Origin of the sequence: Flavobacterium tistrianum, from assembly GCF_003254545.1 — a bacterium.
In the GTDB taxonomy this organism is placed as follows: domain Bacteria; phylum Bacteroidota; class Bacteroidia; order Flavobacteriales; family Flavobacteriaceae; genus Flavobacterium; species Flavobacterium tistrianum.
In genome coordinates this window covers 1-24799 of record NZ_QJRH01000065.1, presented here as the reverse complement: position 1 = coordinate 24799, position 24799 = coordinate 1, and the positions used below count along the sequence as shown (strand labels likewise).

General features: G+C 33.9%; 18 protein-coding genes. 1 reads left to right on the top strand and 17 read right to left on the bottom strand.

Going from position 1 to position 24799, the window contains the following annotated elements:
• Positions 1-7 precede the first annotated feature (7 nt).
• The 14 genes from DMB71_RS07065 to DMB71_RS07000 form a co-directional block, all read right to left on the bottom strand.
• Entirely contained in the window at positions 8-649 is a 642-nt protein-coding gene (locus DMB71_RS07065; RefSeq protein WP_111364868.1) for a hypothetical protein, read from the bottom strand.
• 79 nt (positions 650-728) lie between these two features.
• Positions 729-1079, bottom strand: a complete 351-nt coding sequence (locus DMB71_RS07060; protein ID WP_111364867.1) for a cytochrome C oxidase subunit IV family protein — start codon at positions 1077-1079, stop codon at positions 729-731.
• A 19-nt stretch (positions 1080-1098) separates the two neighbouring features.
• Positions 1099-2082, bottom strand: a complete 984-nt coding sequence (locus DMB71_RS07055) for a cytochrome c oxidase subunit 3 (RefSeq protein WP_111364865.1) — start codon at positions 2080-2082, stop codon at positions 1099-1101.
• Between the two features lie 42 nt (positions 2083-2124).
• Positions 2125-2712: a cytochrome c oxidase subunit 3 gene (locus DMB71_RS07050; RefSeq protein WP_111364864.1), complete on the bottom strand. Its 588-nt coding sequence runs from the start codon at positions 2710-2712 to the stop codon at positions 2125-2127.
• A 2-nt stretch (positions 2713-2714) separates the two neighbouring features.
• Positions 2715-3617: a heme o synthase gene (gene cyoE, locus DMB71_RS07045; protein WP_111364862.1), complete on the bottom strand. Its 903-nt coding sequence runs from the start codon at positions 3615-3617 to the stop codon at positions 2715-2717.
• A gap of 159 nt (positions 3618-3776) precedes the next feature.
• The gene (locus tag DMB71_RS07040) at positions 3777-5897 is read right to left on the bottom strand and encodes an energy transducer TonB (protein ID WP_111364860.1); all 2121 of its coding nucleotides are present in this window, start codon (positions 5895-5897) and stop codon (positions 3777-3779) included.
• A 19-nt stretch (positions 5898-5916) separates the two neighbouring features.
• Positions 5917-6660, bottom strand: a complete 744-nt coding sequence (gene deoC / locus DMB71_RS07035; RefSeq protein ID WP_111364859.1) for a deoxyribose-phosphate aldolase — start codon at positions 6658-6660, stop codon at positions 5917-5919.
• A 115-nt stretch (positions 6661-6775) separates the two neighbouring features.
• A complete protein-coding gene (locus tag DMB71_RS07030) occupies positions 6776-7159 on the bottom strand; it encodes a VanZ family protein (RefSeq protein WP_111364857.1) in 384 nt (127 codons plus the stop codon).
• Positions 7152-7532 carry a glycine cleavage system protein GcvH gene (gene gcvH / locus DMB71_RS07025; RefSeq protein ID WP_111364855.1) on the bottom strand — a complete coding sequence of 127 codons (381 nt, stop codon included), beginning with the start codon at positions 7530-7532 and terminating at the stop codon, positions 7152-7154. Before gcvH ends, DMB71_RS07030 begins: the two co-directional genes overlap by 8 nt.
• Before the next feature lie 86 nt (positions 7533-7618).
• The gene (sov, locus tag DMB71_RS07020; protein WP_111364854.1) at positions 7619-14836 is read right to left on the bottom strand and encodes a T9SS outer membrane translocon Sov/SprA; all 7218 of its coding nucleotides are present in this window, start codon (positions 14834-14836) and stop codon (positions 7619-7621) included.
• A gap of 25 nt (positions 14837-14861) precedes the next feature.
• The gene (ruvA, locus tag DMB71_RS07015) at positions 14862-15443 is read right to left on the bottom strand and encodes a Holliday junction branch migration protein RuvA (protein WP_111364852.1); all 582 of its coding nucleotides are present in this window, start codon (positions 15441-15443) and stop codon (positions 14862-14864) included.
• Positions 15444-15522: 79 nt separating this feature from the next.
• Entirely contained in the window at positions 15523-17814 is a 2292-nt protein-coding gene (locus DMB71_RS07010; protein WP_111364851.1) for an NADP-dependent malic enzyme, read from the bottom strand.
• Positions 17815-17968: 154 nt separating this feature from the next.
• On the bottom strand, positions 17969-18394 hold the full coding sequence (locus DMB71_RS07005) for a CBS domain-containing protein (protein ID WP_111364849.1): 426 nt from the start codon (positions 18392-18394) through the stop codon (positions 17969-17971).
• A 554-nt stretch (positions 18395-18948) separates the two neighbouring features.
• Positions 18949-19164 (bottom strand): helix-turn-helix domain-containing protein, encoded by a 216-nt coding sequence (locus tag DMB71_RS07000; protein WP_008467378.1) that lies wholly within the window; start codon positions 19162-19164, stop codon positions 18949-18951.
• 115 nt (positions 19165-19279) lie between these two features.
• Here DMB71_RS07000 and DMB71_RS06995 point away from each other — a divergent pair, with 115 nt between their 5' ends.
• Complete coding sequence (locus DMB71_RS06995; RefSeq protein WP_111364847.1) at positions 19280-19621, top strand: hypothetical protein; 342 nt, start codon at positions 19280-19282, stop codon at positions 19619-19621.
• A gap of 57 nt (positions 19622-19678) precedes the next feature.
• Here DMB71_RS06995 and DMB71_RS06990 read toward each other — a convergent pair whose 3' ends face one another.
• From DMB71_RS06990 to DMB71_RS06980, 3 genes are all read right to left on the bottom strand, one after another.
• Positions 19679-21691, bottom strand: a complete 2013-nt coding sequence (locus tag DMB71_RS06990; protein WP_111364846.1) for an OmpA family protein — start codon at positions 21689-21691, stop codon at positions 19679-19681.
• Between the two features lie 8 nt (positions 21692-21699).
• Positions 21700-22611, bottom strand: a complete 912-nt coding sequence (locus tag DMB71_RS06985) for a PorP/SprF family type IX secretion system membrane protein (protein ID WP_111364844.1) — start codon at positions 22609-22611, stop codon at positions 21700-21702.
• 48 nt (positions 22612-22659) lie between these two features.
• A partial coding sequence (locus DMB71_RS06980) for a T9SS type B sorting domain-containing protein (protein ID WP_162614796.1) occupies positions 22660-24799 on the bottom strand: 2140 nt, incomplete at its 5' end.

Here is a 24799-nt window from a genome sequence, read left to right as displayed (position 1 = left end):
AATGATTTTAAAGTTGCTTTGTGGCATTATGATTCTTCTTTAAAGCTGCGCGGTATTCGTAAAGAATAATCTTGAAGTCGTCTAACATTTCATTGCTCAACTCAGACGGATGAAAAGTGTCGTAACCTTCTTTATACTCTTTTGAATCTTTTCTTCCTCTTAGATTACGTTCTTTATCAATAATATAAACATTAGAAGTTCCAAGGTTTTGATTCAGCTTTTCTTTTAAATGAAGTCCGTCATAGAATTTCTGAATTTCTTCTTTTGACGCAAAAACAAAATTCCAATTTTTAACATCTGTGAAAGGAGATAAAGCATCAACAATTTTTTGAGCTTCTTTTTCAGTTCCTGTTGGACACAGCACTACAAACTGAAGATCTTCAAAACCATTATAACGTTTATAGATCTTTTCGTTTAAATTAAAATAATTACCTCTATTTTCAAGAATATTTGTACCAGAAAAACCTAATACAGTAATCTTTTTATCAAGGGAGATTTTTTTTCCGTTTAATGAATTCCAATTTCCAAAATCAGCTACTTTAGGCGTTATTACAGGAAGAGTAGTAAAACTATTTACACCAGAAGCAAAGAATAAATACGCTACAATTGGCAATACAAAAAGTACAAAGAGAACTATATTTTTTTTCATTGTATTAACGGAGAATTATTGAGGTACAAAAATAAAAAAAGCTCCGTTAATCGGAGCTTCTTTTCGAATTAATATCATGTTAAAAATTCCATTTAATAGTAGAATCTTTAAAAACCCCATAAATATAATGTCCTTCTGTTAACAAAATGAACAATAAATATAAAACTAGGAAGATAACAGGAGAAACTACAGACCATCTAAGGCTGCTTTTTTCACCTTCCATGTGCATAAATGCCCATACAATATAATATGCTTTGAAAATTGTTAAGATATAGAAAATCCAGTTTAATAGATTCAATCCAACAAAATGATTAAATTCTAATACTCCAGGTTTGTAGATACCTAAAATAACTTCTACTGTAGTTACTACTGAAAGTAATCCGAAAACAAACCAGATTCTTTTTGTATTTGATACGTGCTCGTGTGACATAATAATTAAATTCTAAAAATTAAACTAGGTAGAAAACTGTAAATACAAATACCCAAACTAAATCTACGAAGTGCCAGTATAATCCAACTTTTTCTACCATTTCGTAGCTTCTTCTCTTCTCGTAAGTACCTAATAATACATTAAAGAAAATAATGATATTGATGATAACTCCAGAGAATACGTGGAATCCGTGGAATCCAGTGATAAAGAAGAAGAAATCAGCAAATAATTTATTACCGTACTCGTTTCTGATCAAGTTAGCACCTTCTACTACATATTTAGCACTAGCTAAATGTTTTTCAGATTCTTCTCTTGATAAAACAGTCTTTTTCTTTTTATCTGTAAGTTTTTCTGTTCTGATTAAAATTTCAGGATGAGCTTTAAAACCAGCCTGAACTTCAGCTACTGTGTAAGTTGGCAGAGATTGTGCATCTTCCATGAACCAAGTTGAGTGGCTTCTTGTCAAAGGCTCTCTTTGTTCTGGCAATTTAACAGCAAAATCAGCTAAAGCTACTCTTTTACCATCTTTATCCACAAATTGAAGTAAACTACCTCCAACTGTTTCAACTGCTCCATATTCTCCTTTAATGAAGTTTTTCCATTCCCAAGCTTGAGAACCAACGAAAATTAAACCTCCAATAATAGTTAAGAACATGTAGATAGCAACTTTTGTCTTTTTCAATTGGTGTCCTGCATCAACAGCTAATACCATTGTTACAGAAGAAAAGATCAAAATAAAAGTCATTAAAGCTACATAATACATTGGAGCCGCAACACCATGCATAAATGGGAAGTGAGTGAACACTTCATCAGCCAAAGGCCAAGTTTCAATAAATTTAAATCTAGAAAAACCATAAGCTCCTAGAAATCCAGAGAATGTTAAGGCATCTGATACGATAAAAAACCACATCATCATTTTACCATAACTTGCTCCTAAAGGCTCATTGTGACCGCCTCCCCAAGTTTTTTCGTCGTTGTTTGCAGTAGTAACTGTCGCTCCCATAAAAGATATTCGTTAAAAAGTTCCCAAATTTACGTTTTTTTCTTATTTAAAGAAATATAAAAATAAAAATAAATATACCCATAATAAATCCAAAAAGTGCCAATACATCGCACCTAGCTCTATCCCAAGAGTTTGAGTCGAATTGTATTTTTGTTTAAAATGATTATAAATTATAATTAAAAGTGAAATTAATCCGCCAGCTAAGTGCAACAAGTGTGTAACTGTCACCACATAAAGAAAAGTTGTAGTAATTGAACTACCTTCTCCTGTAAAGTAATACCCTTCAGCAACGATTTGTCCAAATCCCTTGAATTGTAGTACCACAAATAAAATTCCTAAAGCCAAAGTCCCAAGAAGCAATCCTGTAACTGCACTTCTATTGTCTTTTTGAATAGCTTTTTTTGCTAGGTAAAAAGTAACACTGCAAGCAATAATTACTGCTGTACTCCAATAGAAAGCCGAAGGAAGTTCAAAATTCTTCAACCAGTCTGCTCTTGATTTACTTACTACAAATGCACTTGTCAAACCAGCAAACATCATGGTCATACTAACCATTGCGAAAAGCAGAATCAGTTTTGCTGATTTTGATTTCCTTACTTGTTCTTCATTTGTTTTTAATGTCATTTCCATAACTATCTTAAAAATTTATCTACTATAAATACAATCTGCAAAAGCGAAATATAAGAAACGCTTACTAGCATCAATGTTCTCGCTGCTTTTGCGGTTCTTAGCTTATACAAACGAACTGCATAAAAAAGCATCCAAATCCCCAACAGAAACACTAAAACTGCTGCAATTGGAGAAATAAACAGTTGCCCCGTAAAACCTAATACTGGTAATAACGATGCTATGATAAGCCAAATTGTATACAATATGATTTGCAAAGCTGTTCCTTTATCTTTTTTACCTGTCGGAAGCATAAAAATTCCTGCTTTTTCATAGTCTTCATACAAAAACCATCCGATAGACCAGAAATGTGGAAACTGCCAAAAAAATTGAATTAAAAACAGGGTTCCTGCCTCAATACCAAATTCGCCTGTCGCCGCTACCCAGCCTAACATAAACGGAATCGCTCCAGGAAAAGCTCCAACAAAAACAGACAGCGAAGTAACTGTTTTTAATGGCGTATAAACACTTGTGTATAAGAATATAGAAATTGCAGCAAACATCGCTGACTTCGCGTTTATCGTATAAAGTAATGCAATCCCAATAATAGTAAGCAAACTTGCTACAAGCAAGGCTACTTTAGGAGACATACGCCCAGAAGGAACTGGACGATTTTTTGTACGATCCATTAACGAATCGATATCTTTTTCGATTACTTGATTAAAAGCGTTCGAAGCTCCTACCATACAATAACCGCCAATTGCCAAAACAGCCAAAACACTCCATTTAAAAGGGTGATCAGAATCTACTCCTAATAAATATCCAGCAATAGAAGAGAACAATACACTAATAGCCAGACCAGCTTTAGTAATCTCTTTAAAATCTAGAAATATTGATTTGATTGATAATGTATTTTTTGCAGCGTTCAATACCGTTGTATTTTGTGTATTTTTTTTGAGTGGTGCAAATGTACAAATTAGATTGTAGAATATTAACCTATAAAAATAGATTTTTTTCAATAAATCCTTTACAAATTAAGATCTCAGCATTCTTTAACACTATTATTTCGAAAAATCTTATTAAAAACACTAGTAATCAAAATACCAGTTAAAAATATCCGAACGCAAACCAATACTAAACCAAGTCGTGCTTTGCTTAAAAGTTGTTGCCGTTTCTTGAGTTGGATCGAAATTTCTATAGATCAAACTTCCAAATAATTTCAAGTTTGTCATTGGATTAATTAGATATCCACCTTGAACATCAGCAATAAAAACATTCGTCTTATTTCCCTGACCTATTTTTACACCCGTATTATAAGGACGTTTTTCATCGTAGCTTTTATAAATATTTCCTCCATAGTTATAAGAGTCTTGCGCGGTATCAAAATCCAGACCTCTTGTTCCAACTGTCAATTTTGCATCTGCAAGCCAACGTCCTTTATGATATCTTGCAATTGCAATAAGTTCTTTAAAATTTCCTCCCCATTGATGTCCAACACTCTGATTATTGTGTCCATAGTTTGTAATAACGGCACTATGCGAGTACACATAAGGACGTACACGATTCAACTCGACTTGCAACAATAAATCTTTCACATTAAATGCGTTGAAATATTTTGCTCCAAACTGAAATCCGAATTTGTTTTTCCAGCTTTGATTTCCAGCTCCAACATCTGAAACAGAAAACTCATCAATTAAAAATTGTGAATACAGGTTTATACTATTATTCCATTTGTATTTACCTGTAATTCCCAAAAGAGCATTTCCGCTTTTAGAAGAAGATCCGAATTCTACCGCTCTGTAAAAAATAATCGGATTCACAAAATTAGCATCAAAACCTCTATTATTAGTATTAGTCCAAACTACAGATTCAAAAAAACCTAAGTTTACTCTATTAGAAACATTCCAACTCAAATAATGATTTGCCATAAATTTGGTCGCGTAAGTCTTTTCAGCTGTCACTTCGGGACGAACATCTTTCATCCACATATAGGTATTGGTATATTTGATTTTCCAGAATTTGGTATTCAATTTAAAATACGGATACGGACTTGCTCCATCGCTTTCCAACAAAGAACGATAACCGTCTCCTATAAAATTTCTTCCATAACCTAACTGGAAATCAAATATTTTTCCTGGTGCGAAAGTAATATTCGCTTCCGCTAAAGGAAAATCGTAAGCATCTGTCTTGAATCTTTTTGCAATTCCAATTCCTGGAATTATAGCTGGATTTCCTCCAGATGGCTTAATAGACTCAGCATAATCGTTAAAATATCCTGCAAATCGTCCCTGACTTTCAAAAAATGTAGTCGTAAAGTTGATTTGCTTTCCTAAACCTCCTCTAAAATTTAGCGCTCTGGTATTCACGTAAGTATAAGAAGCATCAAGATCTGAAGCTTTACCCATTTGCAAATCTACAATTGGGTTTAAGGCAAACCAGTAATCTTCTCCTTGAATCTGAACTAAATTTTCATTCCACCATTTTCTACCTAACCAAGTCGATGTTTTTTTCTGCAACGACTCATTTACTGCTCTCAAATTATAATATTTTGAAACCTCAACATAAGTGTAAGGCTTAGAAGCTGTATGGTTATTGCTTCCAACTTGATTCATTTCTGCATCAAACTGAGCATAATAACTGTGCGAAAAAGGAATATTTAAATGACTATCGAATTCTGGATTATTGTATTTTTTGTATACAATGCTATCTAATTCTGTCATTGGTTTTGCCGTCTGCTTTTCTATTTCTGCTGCTGCCTGAGCTTCTGCCGCAAGTTGTTCTGCGCTTTTTAACGGTATATCAATAGAGATCGTGTATTTAGAATACGTTGGTTTTCCATTGTAAGTTGAAGGTTTTATTTTTGGAAATGTACCAAATACTCTTTTGGCCTCTTCGGACAATTCTTCCGTCTCGGCAGAAACATAAATCACTTTAAACTCCCCCTCGGCATTTACTTCAAAAAGTAGTTTTACTGTCCCTTTGTAATTGCTCTGTTTTAGTTTTTCAGGAACTTGAAAATTGTTAAATACAAAATCTTGAACTTCTTTATAAAAACAAGTTTCTAATTTTTTGCCATCCAGATTTTCGCAGTTTGGAAAAACAGGAAACATTTCTGACGTGAAACCAGCCTGAACAGAAGAACTGCCATTTTGAGAGGAAACAATAAAAAAAGAAAAAACTAAAACAAGGGACAAAAAAAACTTATTCACTTAAAATTTGGGGATTTATTTAATATTGATTTGGTGAAATTTCTCCGTTGGCAATTGCTTTTGCAGCCGAAGTTCCGATTCTTTTTACTCCTAAACGAATCATTTCGGCGGCTTCTTCAAATGAACGAACTCCGCCCGCTGCTTTTATTGAAAGCGGCGAAGCATTTTCGAGCATCATAATTATAGTAGGGACTGTTGCTCCATTCGGAACACCATCATCAGTTTTATAAAAACCTGTAGACGATTTTACAAAAACAGATTCAAAATCGTCTTCTTTAAAATTAGATACTACAATATGTTTTATTAAGGCAGATAGCTGAATAATTTCTTTATCTGTTAAGGCAGCAACTTCAATAATCCATTTTACTGTTTTATCATTTGCCAGTCCAATTTGTGTTCCGATCAGGATTTCTTTTTTTACTAAATCGAGATCACCATTTTTGAATGCTTCGTAATTACAGACAAAATCTAAATCGTCAGCTCCGTTGGCAATGGCTTCATTTGCTTCTTTAATCTTATCTTCCAGACTTGACTTCCCTTCTGGAAAATCAATTACGGTTCCGACTAATAAAACAGAATTGGCTTCTACGATCATTTGTTTGGCCAGAGCAACATATTCTGGGCGAATCATAATCAGCTTGAAACCTTCATGAATAGCTTCGGCAATTGCATTTTTGACCACTGTAGTATTTTCTGCTTCCGAAAGACCAGCTTGCGATGCAGTTTTTAAATACGTAGAGTCCAAATATTGCTTTACATTCATTTTGATAGAAGTTGCAGAAAACCAGCACAAAAGTACATTTTATATTGAAAAAACATAGCTTTTTAAGCGCTTGATTTTCTTGTAATAAAAAACCCACCGAAGTGGGTTTCTAAAATTATATTTTATCGATTTGTTTTTTAAATCCTATTGCAGAAAAAACTGCCACAACTGCTCCAAGCGCATTTGCTAAAACATCTGTAACATCTGAAGCCCTTGTAACTGTAAGAGCACTTTGAAGAATTTCGATTGTAATTCCAAAAAAAACAGAAAATATAAAAGAAATCAGATATGCTTTATAATCGTCTGCATCTTTTCCTTTTAATTCTTTTTTGAAAAACAAAATCCAAGAAATCGTAAATCCAAAATGAAAACAGAAATGGACAATTTTATCAATACTTGGAAAATTAACCACTGGTATATTACTAGAATCTGTCAGACAAAAATAAGTAATGATTCCAGAGCAGATAATTGCCCAAATTAATAAGAGTTGTTTAGGCACCGATTAAATTTTTATAAGCTTCATCAGATAATAAAGAATCGATCTCTGATGCATCAGAAATTTTTATTTTAATCATCCATCCAGCTCCATAAGGATCTGAGTTTACTGTTTCAGGAGCACTTTCTAAATCATCATTAAAAGCGATGATTTCTCCTGATAATGGTAAGAACAAATCAGAAACTGTTTTCACAGCCTCAACTGTTCCAAAAACTTCATCTTTATCTAGTGTCTGATCTAAAGTTTCTACTTCAACATACACGATATCTCCTAACTCTTTTTGTGCAAAATGAGTAATTCCTACTGTTGCAACATCACCTTCGATGCTAACCCATTCGTGATCTTTTGTGTACTTTAAATTTGCTGGTATGCTCATAATAGTTGTGTTTGAAAATTAATTGTTTAAAATTTGAGCCACAAATGTAATAATCTTCTAATAAAATCTAGTTTAGAAACTAAAATTTAATTTCCAAAATTATAACGAAGTGTGAAACCTGATCTAATGTTCGTTAAAGGGAAAGAAGTCGAAATTACTGCTTTCGAGAACGAATGGTCATAATAGAATATGGCTGTTAAGTTTTTACTGAAAGCATAATCTGCCGTCAATTTCAACGTCCAAATATTCTGCCCTGCCGCCAATTGATTATTATCGTAATCTAAATAGCGAACCAAGGTTTGATTGTTTCTATATGAAAAATCAGCTTTTATGTTGATATCACTTTTAATAATTCCAGTTGGGTTATCTGCTAATCTAGACGAAATGATTACGTCTTTGAAACGATATCCCATTCCTACTACATATTCTACTCCTCTAACCTCTGTCAATAAATTATTATCGAAACTCATAGATAAAGCACGATCTTTTTTAACCTCTGTTAATAAACGGAATGAATTTTTCAACTCAAAATCAACTCTCATCAACGGACTAAACTGCTCTACTAAGTTGACATTTGACATAATCGTTTTATTAAAGAAGTTTGTATTTACATCCTGCCCTGTTGGATTTTCTAAATAATCAAAGTTGGATCTAAACTGGCTGATAGTATACGACGCTCTATAATTGTGCTGTAACGAGAAACGTCTAAAATGATCTTTGAAATATTTGTAACGCATTAAACCATTATACTTCACATTCCAGTTTGGAATAGGGAAACTTCTAAAAATACCAGTTGAACTCTTAGAAGCATCTGCTCCTGTATAAGCCGCCATAAATGAAGGCAGTAAAACAGCTTGATTGCTTTTTGAGAAACCTATAGGATATCCTTCATTGGCTACATATATTTTATAATTAGGATCTGTATCAGCCGGAATCGGGTTATTTACATCTCCATATCTCGGAATTGCTGCTGCTGAACCATAATGCTGCTCTGCCAAACGATTTGCAATAACTAAACGATTGCTTCTAAAATCATCAAATGCAGAGGACACAGTTTCTGTACTTGTCGAAAAAGCCGTTTTAATTAATACCGTTGAAATAGAAAACATTCCATACGTATATGGAGATAAAGGCATATATTGATTTGTTGCAGGATCAACACTATATTGCTCTGATGAGTTTTCAGAATAAGCACGATCCATAGCCAAATCAATTTTTAAATCTGGAAGCAAATCTATGTTTGCTGTTACCTTCAAAAGTTTATTGCTTACCTGTGTAAAGTTTTGGTTAAAATTCTGATAACTGGTCAGCCATCCGTTTTTAGCCGCTTCAAAACGCACATCATCTTGGCTACCAAATACAAATCCTAACGAAGGCTTAGAAGTACCAAAGAAACCTACACCTGGAATATAACCGGGTAAAACTGTTCCACTATTTTTCGTATAATTAATTTGAACGTTTTTAACACTTGTTAAAACTCCAATTAAACCATCGTAAAAAGGATTACTGCTTGTAACTGGTTTAGCCGTGTTTACAATTTTTTCTCCTGGCTTTGGCGGTGCCACAGGTTTTGCTTTTGCAGTTTTTGCGCCTGGCGTTAGACCTAAATATTTATACAGCTTATTCATATCTAAAGTCGTCGAAAACGTATTTGAATTAGCATTTTGAACCGTATTTCCTAAATCCCAAGACTTTCCATTTTCATCAATATACTGAGACATTGCAGTTGATGACCTCTGCCAGTTATAATCGGCTGTATACGAATAAGTAGCTTTAACAAAACTAAATACTGGAATTTTATTGATTGGAATGTCATAATTCAAAACCAGTTGCTGTAAGTGCTGATTTGGTATACCGATGTCAAAATAATCATCCCAGATATTAAAATCTTCTTTTGGTGTATTATCGTCGTTCAAGAAATTTCTAACAATATTATTAGACGCTGCTGTATAATTTAGCTTTAATGATTTTGTCAAATTAAATCCAAATCCGTACTGATAATTGAATGCAAAATTTCTTCTATAAAGTGGATCAAGCCCAATACCTTCAACGTTTTCAACTTGTCTGTACTGTTGACGGTTACTTTGCCTTAAAATATTAGTATTAAACGAGATATTTGAAGGAAGATAATTAAAATTAAAATCACTCAGCATTTTCCAATAATCACTTTTTTTCATGAATTGGGTCTGCTTAAACGGAACAACTTCTTTTGGCTGAAAAGTATAAGCATAATTTACGGCAGTATTAGATTGTTCATCGTTGTAATTTTCAACCTCATAATCATGTCTTTCCACTTGATTGTATGATTGAGAAAAAGTAAAGTTTTCTACATCATAAACATGAGGCTTCTGCTCTGGCGCTCTATCTTTTCTTACTCCAATAAAATTAATGCTTCTACGCTTCGTATAATCAACCGCACGTGTTCTAATATTTTCTTTTTCTGCTGGATCTGTAGTTTCTTTAATCAATTGATCTAACTTGATATCTTGATTAAACGGATCATATTCTGGCGTAATAACTTCTTCTCCGATAGCATAATTGAACGGAAGATTAATACCCCATTTACGAGGAAGCAATTTCCCTAGATTAATATTGGTTACAATGTTGTACTGCTGAATATCTTCACGACTTCTCTCGTTTGCTCCTTGTTCAAGTGAACCAAAACCAATCGTACTCTTTTTACCAGAAGCAGACAATGTCATTAAATCGGCCATATTGGTATCTACATTCAATAATGCAGCCATACCGCCCTTGTTTTCCAAATCAGACATACGAAGTTCGTTAAACCAAACTTCTCCCATAATATCTTTATGGTTTGCCGCACTTTTTACTCCGACCATTAAATTTCGAACCAATCCAAAATTCGGATTTCCTTTAATACCTAAAGTTAATTTAGCATCTTGGTCACCTCCTTGCACATCTGGATCTCGGTCTGGATAATAAATACCATTTATATCTCTTTTTGGCGAATTAATATCGATATTCATTCCCAAAATCTTCATTCTAGTCAACAACTCTAAAGCAACGTCTATATTGTTTTCTTCAAGCCAAACTTGATCTGGGCTTATAGTACATGACCCTCCAGTTTTTGTTACTTTTAATGGAATCTCAATTTGATAAAAGTTTTGGGTAAAATCGTTACCAAAGCGAATAAATCCAATCATCTCATCGTCCAGAAGCTGAGTTTCGTTTGGAAGTGATTCTGCGTGAAGGAACATTTTCAATTTTTTGTACTGACGCATATCAACACTCACATTCTTGAAAACTGCTCTAGAATCTTGATATTCTAATCCTGAACCTCCTATTCGAAGTGCTAGAGACTGCTCATTCTGATTAATGATTGTATTGTTGTTGTACAACTGCTCTCTTTGAACTCCTGGTGGAATAACATAGTTCACTGGACATTTTGTACCGTTTTCCTGAATATTTACTGCTGCAACATCAAATTGAGTTCCGTCATCATCAGGATTTGTATCATTTGCATCTAATGTTCCTGTGTATTTTCTCCATTCTCCTCTAACTAAATCTAAAGCTCCAAAACGAACCGTCATTTGATCATTAAATCCGGTCATAAACATACGCATGAAACGAATCGATCTAAAATCGGTAATATTTCCAATAGTGTTTTGAGGTTTAGAAACAGGAATTTTAAACTGAATCCATCTTGCATTGGTTGTACCTCCGTTTGGAAGATCTACAGTAGTTGGACGAATATCTGTAATATAATTTTCTCCAACCTCCATTCCCGGCCTCATATCAATACTATATTCATAATATGCATTGATTGTACTCATGGTGTTATCACGATTGATATCTTCAACATCTGGAAGAGTTGTAGAACCACGATTCGGATCATCAATACTTACCGCAGAGTTTCCTTCTGTGCCGTTGTATCTTTTATAGCGCTGTAAAACGTCTCCTTCTGTATTTAAGAAGTACTTATAGTTATCTGCCGCAGGATCTTCTTCTCCTGCATAATTGGTATAAATCGACCCTTCTTTTGCGTCTGGCAAACCGTCTAACCCGACATCTTGATTTTTACGATTGTCTGGATTGGTATCAAATGCATAAATCAATGATTGAGATGCTGGCACATCTCCCCAAATTGGTTGCGGATTTACCATAACTTGATCTGGACCTAAACCATTTTCATATTGTTTTCTTCCGTCTTTTAAAACGTCTTCAGAAACTTCACCTAAATTGAAATAGATTTTTCCGCTGTTAGTTGGCAGTGCTTGTCCATTACCAACATAAGGATCAAGTACCCAAAACTGAATATATTCAACATTACCCTGCTCAAAGTTAGTAGAGTTTAGCGCACGCATAATTCCACCAAAATTGGCTGATGGATTACCCAAAGCAAAATCAGGGTTATTATTATATGGCCCCCTATCTGATGGATAATAGGTTAAATCCAAAGTATTTATCACCTGAATCTGTCCTTGCGCAATATCTGTATTTGGATAGAGCTCTTTACTGTAAATTCTTCTGGTTGTATTTAAAGATAAATCATCATTTGAAATTCCAGATGGTTTTGAAGTATAGAAAATCGGATCGATAGTATACCAAGACAGCTTAGCACGTTTGTAACCGTATTCTAGTGTATTTGAATTAGCATTAAAAGTATTATCGTTAGCTGAATTAATAAATGGTGTTGAAGCTAAACTCCAAGCATAAGCAGATCTCATATCGATAGTAGTCTGAGTACCTTCAAAATCGTCGATATAAATAGTAGCCTCGCCTTCAAAATCACTTGCTTTTGGAGCATCTGGTTTCAAAAATGCAACTTCTCCACGAATCGAAAGATTAGAAGGAACATCTGTATCTATATTTGGTAGTTTATTGGCTAATCTTGTTAAAAATGGAACTTCTGTAGAGTAATTTCCGTTAAATCCAAAAATAGTGTTATTTACAGATTCTTGTCCGTAGCTTGACTTTTGAGTAAAAGGACGTTCTGTCATTTTTAAGAAAGTCCCACCCACAACAAACTTTTCAGAGATTTTATGTTCAATATTGAATCCCATGAATCTTCTTGTCTGCTGCCCAAAAATTGAGTTATTTTCTAACGAAACCTCAATCGGGGTATTAGAAGCCTGAAGTGAAGGATCTAATATCTGCACTCTTCCTAATTGATAATCTACACTATAATCTATACCTTCTACTAAAACTCGGCCTGCCGCTGTTACTACTACGGAACCTTGCGGTACATTGAAAGCCCCAATCGGAATACCATTACTTCCTGAAGATTTATATTTTCCTCTTAATAAGAATTTGTTTTTATCACTATCCTGCAAAGCTCCCGCCTGAGTATTTCTATACATGTTCCTAAAAACATATTTCTTCTGGTTAGGGTTGTATGTAGTTGGATCATTATAATTTTCTCCTGTACCTGTGTTTAATTTTTTAAACAAAAGTTCTCCGAAAGGCTCTTTAGTGGTAAAAATAATTCGTGCATTCTGTACATCAACTGTTACTCCAGGAACGTAATCAAAGAAACCATCTCCACCTTTTTGCGGATCATTGTTATAATTTAATTGATCTAAGTTAAATACATTTAATAATGGTGTCTTTGTAATATAATAATTGTTTGGATCAGGATTTACAGGATCATCATCCGGGAAAAGAGTTCCTTGAACCGGCGTAATATAATTGATTGGCGAAGGATCTGTGTAAAGAATGTTAAGTCTGAAATCTTCTTGTTTGATTTGATAAGCTTGCGGAATTTGATACACGTTTTTCATCATCAAGTTCCAAACTGGATTCTGTACGTTTGTCAAACTGCTTTTTAGCATTTTTAAAACCAAACTCTGTGTTACAATCGCTTGATTTCCGTTATTGTTTCCTGTCACTACAGTTCCATCCACACCATCACTACCAAATTCCCCAACTTGATACACTTTTCCTCCAACCGTATATTCAAATGCAACAGCCAAAATTTCGTCATTGGCCAAACGCTGTTGCAATGAGATATAACCTAACTGCGGGTTAAAAGTATATTCTTGTGTAGTTAATTTTCTAGCGTTTTCGAGAACTGAATAGTCTGTACCTTCATTTGTATTAGCATTATTAAATCCAGATTTTGCGGTTACAATTTCTCTAATATTAGGATTTAAATAACTTCCAGGTTTTCCAATTGCAGCAGGATCGTATTTATTATTCGTGTTGTCAGTTGGAGAATCTATCGGATTATTAAAGAAACCCGTAGGATCTGTAATTACTACAACTTGGTTATCAGGAACACCAGTAACTTGACCTTCTCCTAAATCCTGAAGCGCAATAATATTTCTTAAGTTATTATTTCCTGTTGTTATTCTATTTTGCTTGTTGGTTACCCAAACTTCAATTCTTGTAACTTGGACACGGCTGTCTATTAATGGATAATTTTTTAATGAAGCATCATACTTATTTCTAAAGTATTGTGATAAAAAGAAATGTCGGTCATTATCATAATCTAAAGCAAATAAATCAAAATTCTGCACAGTTCCTCCACCTTCTGCGACTATACTTTTGGTTTGAGACTTTTGTTCTGAGAAAACTCCAGTAACGGTTGTCTTACCAAATTGCAGCTGGGCTTTTACCCCAAATAAACTTTGTGCGCCTCGAATAAGCGTACTGTTTAATGGCATGCTGACATTACCCACCTCAACTTTCTGAACAATATCGTCTTCTGAAGGCGTATAAGCCAGTTTAAATAAGTTCTGAAAAGCAAACGTAGATTGTGTATCGTAATTAGCATTTACCTCCAAACGAGTTCCAATTTTCCCCATTAAACTCATACTGATTCTTTGATCAAAATCAAAAGTAAGAGAAGATCTGTTTCTTGGCGAAAATGAAGGATTGTCTTGTTTAGTATAACGCATACCCAAGTCCATTTCTACTGATCCTGTGGGCTTTACATCTATGGTATTGCTTCCAAAAATACTTTCGAATAAACTCGAGTTGATGTAATATCTGGGTAATAAATCTTTTTTGGCTGCTTCGGCTCCAGCTTTTTTGCCGTCAATGGCATCTGATTTTTTTCTAAAATAATTCCGTCTGGATTCTTTTAGAACTAAATCTTCGTATTCTTTTGGAGTTAAAATTAAAGGGTAATTGATAGAGAAACCATCTACCGAAGTGGTGTAAATATAACGATCTGTAATAGGATCGTATCTATATGCCGAAAGTACACTTGGAGGATCTTCGATATCTATCTTACCTACTGAAAACTGAGTCTTAGTTGTATCTTGAGTTACCGGTGTAACCTGTGCGCGCAAAACATTACCGCAGAGTAATACCAGCAACAAAATACAAATTTTACGCATAGAATTCTTTTATATAAAATGAAATTTATAAACTTTTTAAAGCCTTTTTGATAATTGTTTCAGCAGTAGCTTCTGGATCTTCTTTAACAATTCTGTCTACCACTTTTTCAGAAGCTTTTCGCACAAAACCTAGAACTTCTAGAGCAGATAACGCTTCATCTCGGTTTCTATTGTTTTGAACAGCAAAAACTTCATCAATATTATACAATTTAACAACTTTTTCCTTTAAATCCAGTATAACTCTTTGTGCTGTTTTGTTTCCAATCCCTTTGATAGACTGGATAATACCTACATCTCCCGATGCAATGGCATTTATAATTTGCTTTGGCTCTATAGACGAAAGCATTGTTCTTGCGATTCCGGCTCCAATTCCCGAAACAGAAATCAGCATTCTAAAAATTTCGCGTTCTGATTTTTCGACAAAACCGTATAAAGTATGCGCATCTTCTTTAATTTGAAGATGCGTATACAATTTTATATTTTCAGAATTTGGAATTAAGGAGAAAGTGTGAAGCGATATATTCACCTGATAACCAACTCCTCCACAATCAATTACAACCTCTGTAGGATTCTTTTCTACTAATCTCCCCTGCAACTGTGCTATCATAAATATAGTTTATTAGTATCAAATATAACAAAAATGCCATAAAACTACGACAAATTTGTTCAATCCTTTGTAAGAACGTTTATTGTGTTATTTTATTCTTCTTGCTTTCTTTTTCCTGTGCGTCAATAACAGCGATTGCTGCCATGTTAACCATTTCTTCAACACTAGCACCTAATTGGAAAATGTGAACTGGTTTGCCCATACCCATCATAATTGGCCCAATTGAGTTCACTTTGTACAATTCTTTTAATAATTTATATGTGATATTTGCTGATTCTAAATTAGGGAAAATCAATGTGTTTACTTTCTTACCTGCCAATTTAGAAAATGGGAATTTCTCTTGAAGCATTTCTGGATTTAAAGCAAAATCTGCTTGAATTTCTCCATCAACAATTAATTCTGGGTGGTTTTTATGCAAGTAAGCTACAGCTTCTCTAACTTTTGAAGCACTTTCGCTAGTTGAAGAACCAAAGTTTGAAAACGAAACCATTGCTATAACCGGCTCAATTCCGAACATTTTTGCTGTTTTAGAAGTCATAATTGCAATATTAATCAAATCTTGCGCAGATGGATTAATGTTGATTGCAGTGTCTGACAAGAACATTGGCCCACGAGATGTAAGCATCATGTTTGCAGTAGCAATAAGTGAAGCATTTTGCGCTTTTGGAATTAGCTGCATCATTGGTTTTACAACAGAAGGATAACTTCTAGAATGTCCTGTAACCAATGCATCAGCTTCTCCTTCATTCACCATCATGGCTGCAAAATAGTTTCTTTCGCGCATGAATTTTTCTGCGTCAAGTTTAGAAACTCCTCTGCGTCCTCTTGCTTCCCAAAATGATTTAGCAAATCTATTGCGTCTTTCAGTTTCTTCATCTGTTTTAGGATCAATGATTTCAAGATCAGCATCGAAACCTAATTCTTGTTTCAACTCTAAAATCACTTCTTTGTTTCCTAATAAAATTGGGAATCCGATTCCGTCTTCGTAAACAATTTGAGCTGCTTTTAAAACATTTAATTGATCTGCTTCAGCAAAAACAATTTTCTTCGGATCTAATTTTGCACGGTTGGTAATCAAACGCACCATTTTGTTATCATTACCCATACGCTCGCGAAGATGATCTTCATAAGCTGCCCAGTCTGTAATAGGATTTTTTGCCACTCCAGATTCCATTGCTGCTTTTGCAACTGCAGGCGCTACAACGGTAATCAATCTAGGATCGAATGGTTTAGGAATGATATATTCTTGACCAAAACCAAGTTTTGTTGCACCGTAAGCTACGTTTACCTGCTCTGGAACTGGTTCTTTTGCCAAAATAGCTAAGGCTTTTACAGCCGCCATTTTCATTTCTTCGTTAATTTTTGTCGCTCTTACGTCTAGCGCCCCTCTAAAGATATAAGGGAAACCTAATACGTTATTTACCTGATTAGGAAAATCTGAACGTCCCGTAGCCATAATAACATCTTTACGAGTTTCTACAGCCAAATTATAATCGATTTCCGGATTTGGATTTGCCATTGCAAATACAATCGGATTCTTTGACATTGTCAATAACATTTCTGGTGAAAGAATATCTCCAGAAGATAATCCGATGAAAACGTCTGCACCTTTTACGGCTTCGTCTAAAGGGATTTTAGCGCCATCGATAGCATATTTTAATTGTAAATCTGATAAAGATGGATTGTCTTTTGTTAAAAGACCTTTACTGTTGTACATTAAAATGTTCTCTACTTTTACTCCAAGTGAAACATATAAATCTGTACAAGCAATTGCAGCAGATCCTGCACCAGAAACTACCATTTTTACATCTTCAGCTTTTTTTCCTGCCAATTCAAGTGCATTGATTAAAGCTGCAGAAGATATAATTGCTGTTCCGTGCTGATCGTCGTGCATTACTGGAATATCCAATTCTTCGATCAATCTTCTTTCTATTTCAAAAGATTCTGGAGCTTTGATATCTTCAAGATTGATACCTCCAAAAGTTGGAGCAATATTTTTTACAGTCTGAATGAATTCCTCAACATTTTCTGTGTCAATTTCGATATCAAAAACATCAATGTCTGAGAAAATTTTAAACAATAAACCTTTTCCTTCCATTACAGGCTTTCCTGCCTCTGGACCAATATTTCCAAGTCCTAAAACAGCTGTACCGTTTGAAATTACGGCTACTAAATTTCCTTTTGCTGTATATTTATAAACGTCTTCTTTGTTTGCTGCGATTTCTAAACATGGTTCTGCAACTCCTGGCGAATAGGCCAATGATAAATCTCTCTGGGTTGCATATTTTTTTGTTGGAACTACCTGAATTTTTCCTGGAGTTGGTTCTGCGTGATACAGTAACGCTTCTCTTCTTTTACTCTCTTTGTTCATTGTTTTTAGCTTTTATTCTAGCTTACAAAGATATAAGTCTTGTTTTAAAATGGCGTCTTTTTAGCGTTTTCTTTTCCTAAAATTTATTCGAATAAATAGAAAAAGTCCAATAGAAATTGGACTCGTTTGAATTTTTATCGTTTTTAGGTATGCTTTATTGAGAAATATAAGAATTCAAATGGTTGATTGTGTCTTTCTGAATTTCTATAATTGCCTTCACTACATCGCTGATTGAAATAACTCCAACCACATTTCCATCTTCTAAAACAGGTAGGTGTCTTATTCTTTTTTCGCTCATAAGTTCCATACAATCTTCAAGATTATCTGAAAGTTTTACTGTAAAAACATGACTTTCCATAATCTCATGAACAAAAGTTTCTTTTGAAGATTTATCTTTCAGTACAATTTTTCGGGCATAATCCCTCTCCGATAATATTCCTTTTAAAATATTATCATCCATAACTAAAATTGCCCCAATGTTTTTTTCTCCCATCACTTTTAACGCATCATAAACCGTTAAATTGGAGAAAATCGAATAAACATTTCTTCCTTTTGCTTTAAGTATTTGATCTACAGTCATAATGAAAAATTTTTAGATTTATAAAGTTAAAACAAAAACCAACACAATTTGCAACGAAATCGATTTTTTAAAATCATAACCGATTCATTTTAAACAAAATACATAAAAATTTAGATTTTCAAAATTATAGTTTAAAGAATGAATTTGTTTAGAATTGTTTTTTGAGAAAAAGTAGATTTTTTAACGTTCTGATGCACAGACAACAAAATATAAATTTCATCTTTATTAATTGATTTTTAATATCCAATCAAATGTCCCTACGGGACATATGAACACGGATAGACCTTTGCGTTCTACCGATCTGTAACTCCTAACGGAGTTTTTTCTTTTTTTTTGAACATTAACAATGCTCCCGGAGCATAATATTTATAGGTAAAAATTATAGCGAAAGAAAAAAGCTCCAAAGGAGCATAATATTTATAGCCAAAAAATCATGGTAAAAGAAAAAAGCTCCAGAGGAGCGACATATCACCCCGCTGGGGCTTTTGGATGGGATATAATATTTTTTCTATAAATATTTCGTCACGCTGGGACTAAGGAAATAATATTTTAGATTAAAAATCAAGCAATTCACTTATTGAAATTTCTAACCCTTTAGCCAGTGCAAGTAAATAAATATAAGTAGGATTAAATTCACCTGCTTCAACTTTATGTATAGATTGCTGATCTTTCAATATCAACAATCCTAGTTTAGCTTGTGATAATCCTTTGGCATTTCTAAGCTCTTTAATTCGAGCTCCTAAACGCTTTAATTCTTCTGACTGCTCCACTTCTTTTAATTTCAGACAATTTGCGTTTTCTATTTATTATTTTTAACATACTATAGTATGTTATTTAAAGTTTTTCGTACATTTGAATTTCATCATAGAAATACTAAACATTATTATGGAAGCGACCGAAATCAAAAATTTAGATCATCTAAAAAAATTAACCACTTTATATTTTCATACTTTAAAACCAGGAAATGATAAAACCGATTCAAATGTTGCTCAGATTAAATTTCAAAATTATTCTGAAATGGGTTATTTTATTTCCGATATGCTGAAACTATCTATTTTGGCTCTAGATCAAAACGCTCATATATTTTTAGAGAATAATAAAAAACAGTCTATTAATGTGAGTTTAATATTAGAAACTGTATTGCAATTAATTCCTTTGGATGAATTTGAATTTTTAAGTGAGATTAATGAAATAGTAATGAACGATTCAAACTGCATTAATTCATAAATAAAAACCCTTTTCTAAAATTCAGAAAAGGGTTTTTAATTTTATATGAGTATTCTTTTACATCGACACAATAATAAACTCGCTTCGTCTATTTTGCATGTGCTGTTTTTCTGTACATTTTACGCCATCAGCACATTTGTTGACTAATTGCGTTTCACCATAACCTTTAGCTGTCAATCTGTCTTCGCTGATTCCTTTTTGAATTAGCCAATTTTTGGTTGACTGCGCTCTTTTTTCTGAAAGAATCTGATTGCTTTCTGAAGAAGAACGACTGTCTGTATGTGAACGAATATCCAGTTTCATTGTTGGATATTCATTTAAAAGATTTACCACTTTCATTAATTGTGGCTCTGATGTCTTTTTAATAGTCGCTTTACCTAAATCAAAGAAATTCATAGGCAGATTTAACAGTTTTGCAATATCTACTCCTACTCTTATAGAACCCACTTTTACTGGACTAATTGTCGTTTTTTTGATGGCTACAGTTTTTGCAACAAGAGGTTTGAAAACTTTGTTTAATGCAATCATTTGAGTAGTTTCTCCTTTTTCTTTAAGGATTGTTACCGCAACTTCTTTGGCATTGTAATCTGTTTTAGCAGTTCTAATAGTATATTTTTTGCCACATCTTAAATCAGGAAAAATGTAGTTTCCTTTTTCGTCTGTAGTGATTGTTCCAACTGGATCAAATTTTTCATTAAACAAAGTCAAAGAGGTATTGGCTAAGATTTCGTTTGTTTCTGCATCGGTAACTGTTCCTGACAAGTTTTGCTCGCAGATTAATCTTCTTGTTTCTGTAAATCTGTAAATATCATCTAAACCTAGTCCGCTTTCTCTATTTGAAGAAAAATAACCGCTTCTGCTTTTACTGTCAATACTGAAAGCAAAATCGTCTTGCTTGCTGTTTACAGGTTCGCCAACATTTAAAACATCATCATAACTTCCGTTTGCCTTTATGCGAGAAGCAAAAATATCCAATCCGCCTAAGCCTGGACGTCCGTCAGAAGCAAAATACAATTCGTTATCTCCAGAAATGAAAGGAAAAGTTTCTCTTCCTTCGGTATTTATAGATGGACCTAAATTTTCTGGCGTACCAAAAGTTCCGTCTTGATTGATTGCAACTTTATAAATATCAGACTGACCTAACGTTCCTGGCATATCTGATGCAAAATACAATGTTTTTTCGTCAACACTTAAAGCTGGATGTGCCGTGCTGTATTGATCACTATTAAATGGAAGTTCTTTTACATTTTGCCAAGTGTTATCGACAAGTTCTGCTTTGTATAATTTAAGAAGCGTTACGTTTTTATCGTTGCTTCTTCTTTTACCATCTGTAAAATTATTTCGCGTAAAATACATAGTGCGTCCGTCTTTTGTAAAAATCGGACTTGACTCATTAAAATTGTCTTTTTTTCTTTTTACCAAAAGTTCTGGCTTTCCAACGCTTCCGTCTGGAAGTAAATCGGCTGTGTACAATCTAGAAAACGATCTGTTTGTCCATTGAAAATTAGCTTTCACAACTCCACCCGTATCACGTGCAGAAGTAAAAACAATTTTGTTATTGTAAACAACGCTTCCGTAATCTGAATACCTAGAATTGACTCCAGCATCAGCAATTTGAAATCTGCCTGAGTTTTCTTTAATATCTTCCAAGTAGTTTTTATCATTTCTGATTAAATCTGCTCTTTTTTCTGCACTTGCCTTATGATTGAATTTTTGTAAAATCTCATCAGACTTTCGATAGTCTCCTACTGATTTTAACGATTGCGCATATCGATACAAATATTCGGCATCTTGGTTTTCGTTTATCACGAATAACTGTTCGTACCATTTTAATGCGCTTTTCAATTCTCCATTAAAATAATATGAATTTGCCAAACGCTGAATTATTCCTTGATCGGTAGTCTGATCAGTTACCAAAGTCTCGTAAACTTTTATTGCATCCGCGTAAGCGTATTCTTCGTATTTTTTATCTGCATATTTTATATTCATGTTAGTGAATAGATTTTGCGCATTCACATTTGAAATAAAACTAGACAGTAAAACAATCAAAATTAATTTTATAGCTTTCATAGGTCGTATTAAAAGAATCTTGGGGATATCATTTTATTGTAATTATTAAAGAATTCGAATCTTAAGAAAATCTCATGAGATCCAGAATTGTATTTTCTTAATTGTGTAGTTTCATGATCGTAACCATAACCGATGTACATTCCTTTTGTCACTTGAAATCCTGCCATTGCACTTACAGATGCACTCCAACGATAAGCAAGTCCTAAAACGAATTTGTCGTTAAACATAAAATTTCCTGATACATCGACTTGTAAAGGTGCTCCTTCAACCATTTTTGTCATTAATGCTGGTTTGAATTTGATGTATTCTAAACGATCCAGATTAAATACATAACCGGCTATTAAATAATAATTGATTTTCTCTTTGAAAATAGCGACATCATCTGAATCATAACGATTTGTTTCTATGAAATTAGGAACCGATAATCCGATGTAAGCTCTATCTGAATGATAATAAATTCCAGCTCCAACGTTTGGCGAAAACTTATTTTTAAGATTCTGAAACTGCGGATCGTCCTGATCTTCGTAGCTTAATTTATTAATATCAATATTGAAAAGATTGGCTGTTCCTTTTATACCAAAAGATAAATTCCATGATTCTGAAGTAGGAATTGTATAAGACAAATCTGCCGATAAAGTATTTTCTACCGTTGGTCCGATTTTATCATTTACCAAAGAAACTCCAAGTCCTAAATCGCTGTTATTTAAAGGTGTATTAACAGAAAACGTGCTTGTTTCTGGCGCTCCGTCAAGTCCAATCCATTGTGTACGATATAAACCAAAAACGCTTAAAGCTCCTCGTGAACCTGCATACGCGGGATTGACTTCGATTGTGTTGTACATATATTGTGTGTACTGCGCGTCTTGCTGCGCATTGGACACAATCGAAAAAAACATAAAAACTAAAATTAATTTTTTCATTTATTAAGTTTTTAGAACGGCTTAGAATTAACTAAGCCGTATTCCATTTTATTTATTTAGGTATAAGTAACCAGATTCTTGGTGAGACTTCTGAGCGCTGTCTTTGTATTTTAAGATATAGAAATACGTTCCAACTGGAAGACCATCTGTTTGTTTGATCGTAGAGCGTCCGTTAGAATATCCAACAAAAACTCTGTCATTATTGTTATACTGATCTATATTGAAAACCAAAACTCCCCAACGGTTATAAATTTCTACTGTATTTTCTGGGTAACATTCTATTCCTCTTATATAGAATCTTGCATTCTTGTTGTCTCCGTTTGGAGAGAAAGCATTCATTACTTTAATTGAACATCCGTTTAAGTCTAAAACTGTTGGACTGTCTCCACTGTTGCTTGCATCGTCTGACTGATCTTCGACTACAACTCCTCTTACACTACTTCCTTTTACAGTTGCCTGATTACTCACACTGCCTCGGTTAATGTCTTCTTGAGTGATTTTGTAAACCGCTGTGAAATTCGTTTCGTTAGATTCATTTACACCCAAATTGATTGCTTGTCCAGAAACTACAACTCCTGACAATGGATCGTTTATTGTAATTCCAACTAAAGGCACATTTCCTGTATTGGTTACTGTAAATTTGTATGTAATGGTTTCTCCTGCATTTGCAAAACCGCTCTTATTTTCGTCATTGAAAACTGCTGTTTTGATTACCGAAATAGCTGGCACTTCAACAAAAACATTTAATACAGCTGTTGAGCAATTTGCCCCATTAGCTTTTTCACAAACCTGATAAGTCAACGGATAATTTCCTCCTGGCGTGTTTGGCTTAACATTTACCGTTCCGTCAGCATTCCATTCAAAATATGGACTTTCTGTTACGGGCTTAATTATAACATCTGCAGGATTTATTGGCTGCCCGTTTATTAAATCATTTTCTAAAACATTTACAAATTCTAATGAACCATTAATACCGTCAGCACTAATATCATTTTCATTGTTCAGTATAATTTTATTTTCTGTTGGCGGAGTTGGATCTACAACATTGTCAACCGTAATCTTAATTACCGCTTGACTGCAATTTGATGCATTTGCAGCTTCACAAATCTGATAAGTCAATTCGTAAACTCCATCTGGTGTATTTGCTGCAATGTTGATTGAACCGTCTGCATTCAATGAAATATTTGGATGTACAACTGGAACTGATAAAACAACATCTGAAGCTTTAAATTTTGCTCCGTTTAATAAGTCATTTTCAAAAATATTAATGTTAGCATTTACCCCTTTCTTTGCATTTACTGGTCCCGCCTCATCATTATTTGCTTTTATGCTAAATGTTGGACGAGCGTTACAATCTGGCGTAGCTGGCGGATAAGCAACAGAAACTGTAACCGTCGGATTTAATGAAAACTCAATTTTCACTCCATTTCTAGTAGCTTCAAATCCATCTGCTCCTTCTGCCCATATTCCGTTATTTAAAATCCATCCTGGCCAATCTGTTCCGTTTTGGTTACTGTCAATCTCTGCTCCTGGCCATAAAATGTTACCGCTTAATGGCAGATTGGTCTGAGTTGCCACAACATTATTGTTGCTATCAATCCATCTAACAGTTAATGAATTATGTGCTGTGAAATTTTCTGGTGCAACTGTATAATTAACATAAGGAACATTGTTTGAACAATAGCTATTTGCAACTACTGTCATTTTTGGTTCGGTTACGGTAACTTTTACAACATTTGAATCACAGTTATTTGGATTTAATTTCTCGCATATTGTGTATGTCAATTCATACTCTCCTGCAGGTGCATTTGGTGCTAATACAACATTTCCGTCTGCATCTACAGTTAAATATCCTTTTGGATCTGCTTGAGTTACTTTAAGATCTACGTCTGATGGCGTTAATTTATTTCCATCTTTAGTATCATTCTCAAAAACGTTGATTACTTTCTGCGGAATGTTTACTCCAACTGCTGATGGCACTAAATCTTCATTTGCTACAAGATTTCCACCTGTAACTTTTACTACTGTAATTACAGAATCGCAGTTTGTTGGATTTGTGTTTTCGCAGATTTTATATTCTACATTATAATTTGCAGCTGGCGTGTTTGGCGCAACAGTGATGGTGTAATCTGAATTTAAAGTTAATCCTGTCGGAAGCGTTCCCACGATTTCAAACTTAACTTTTCCA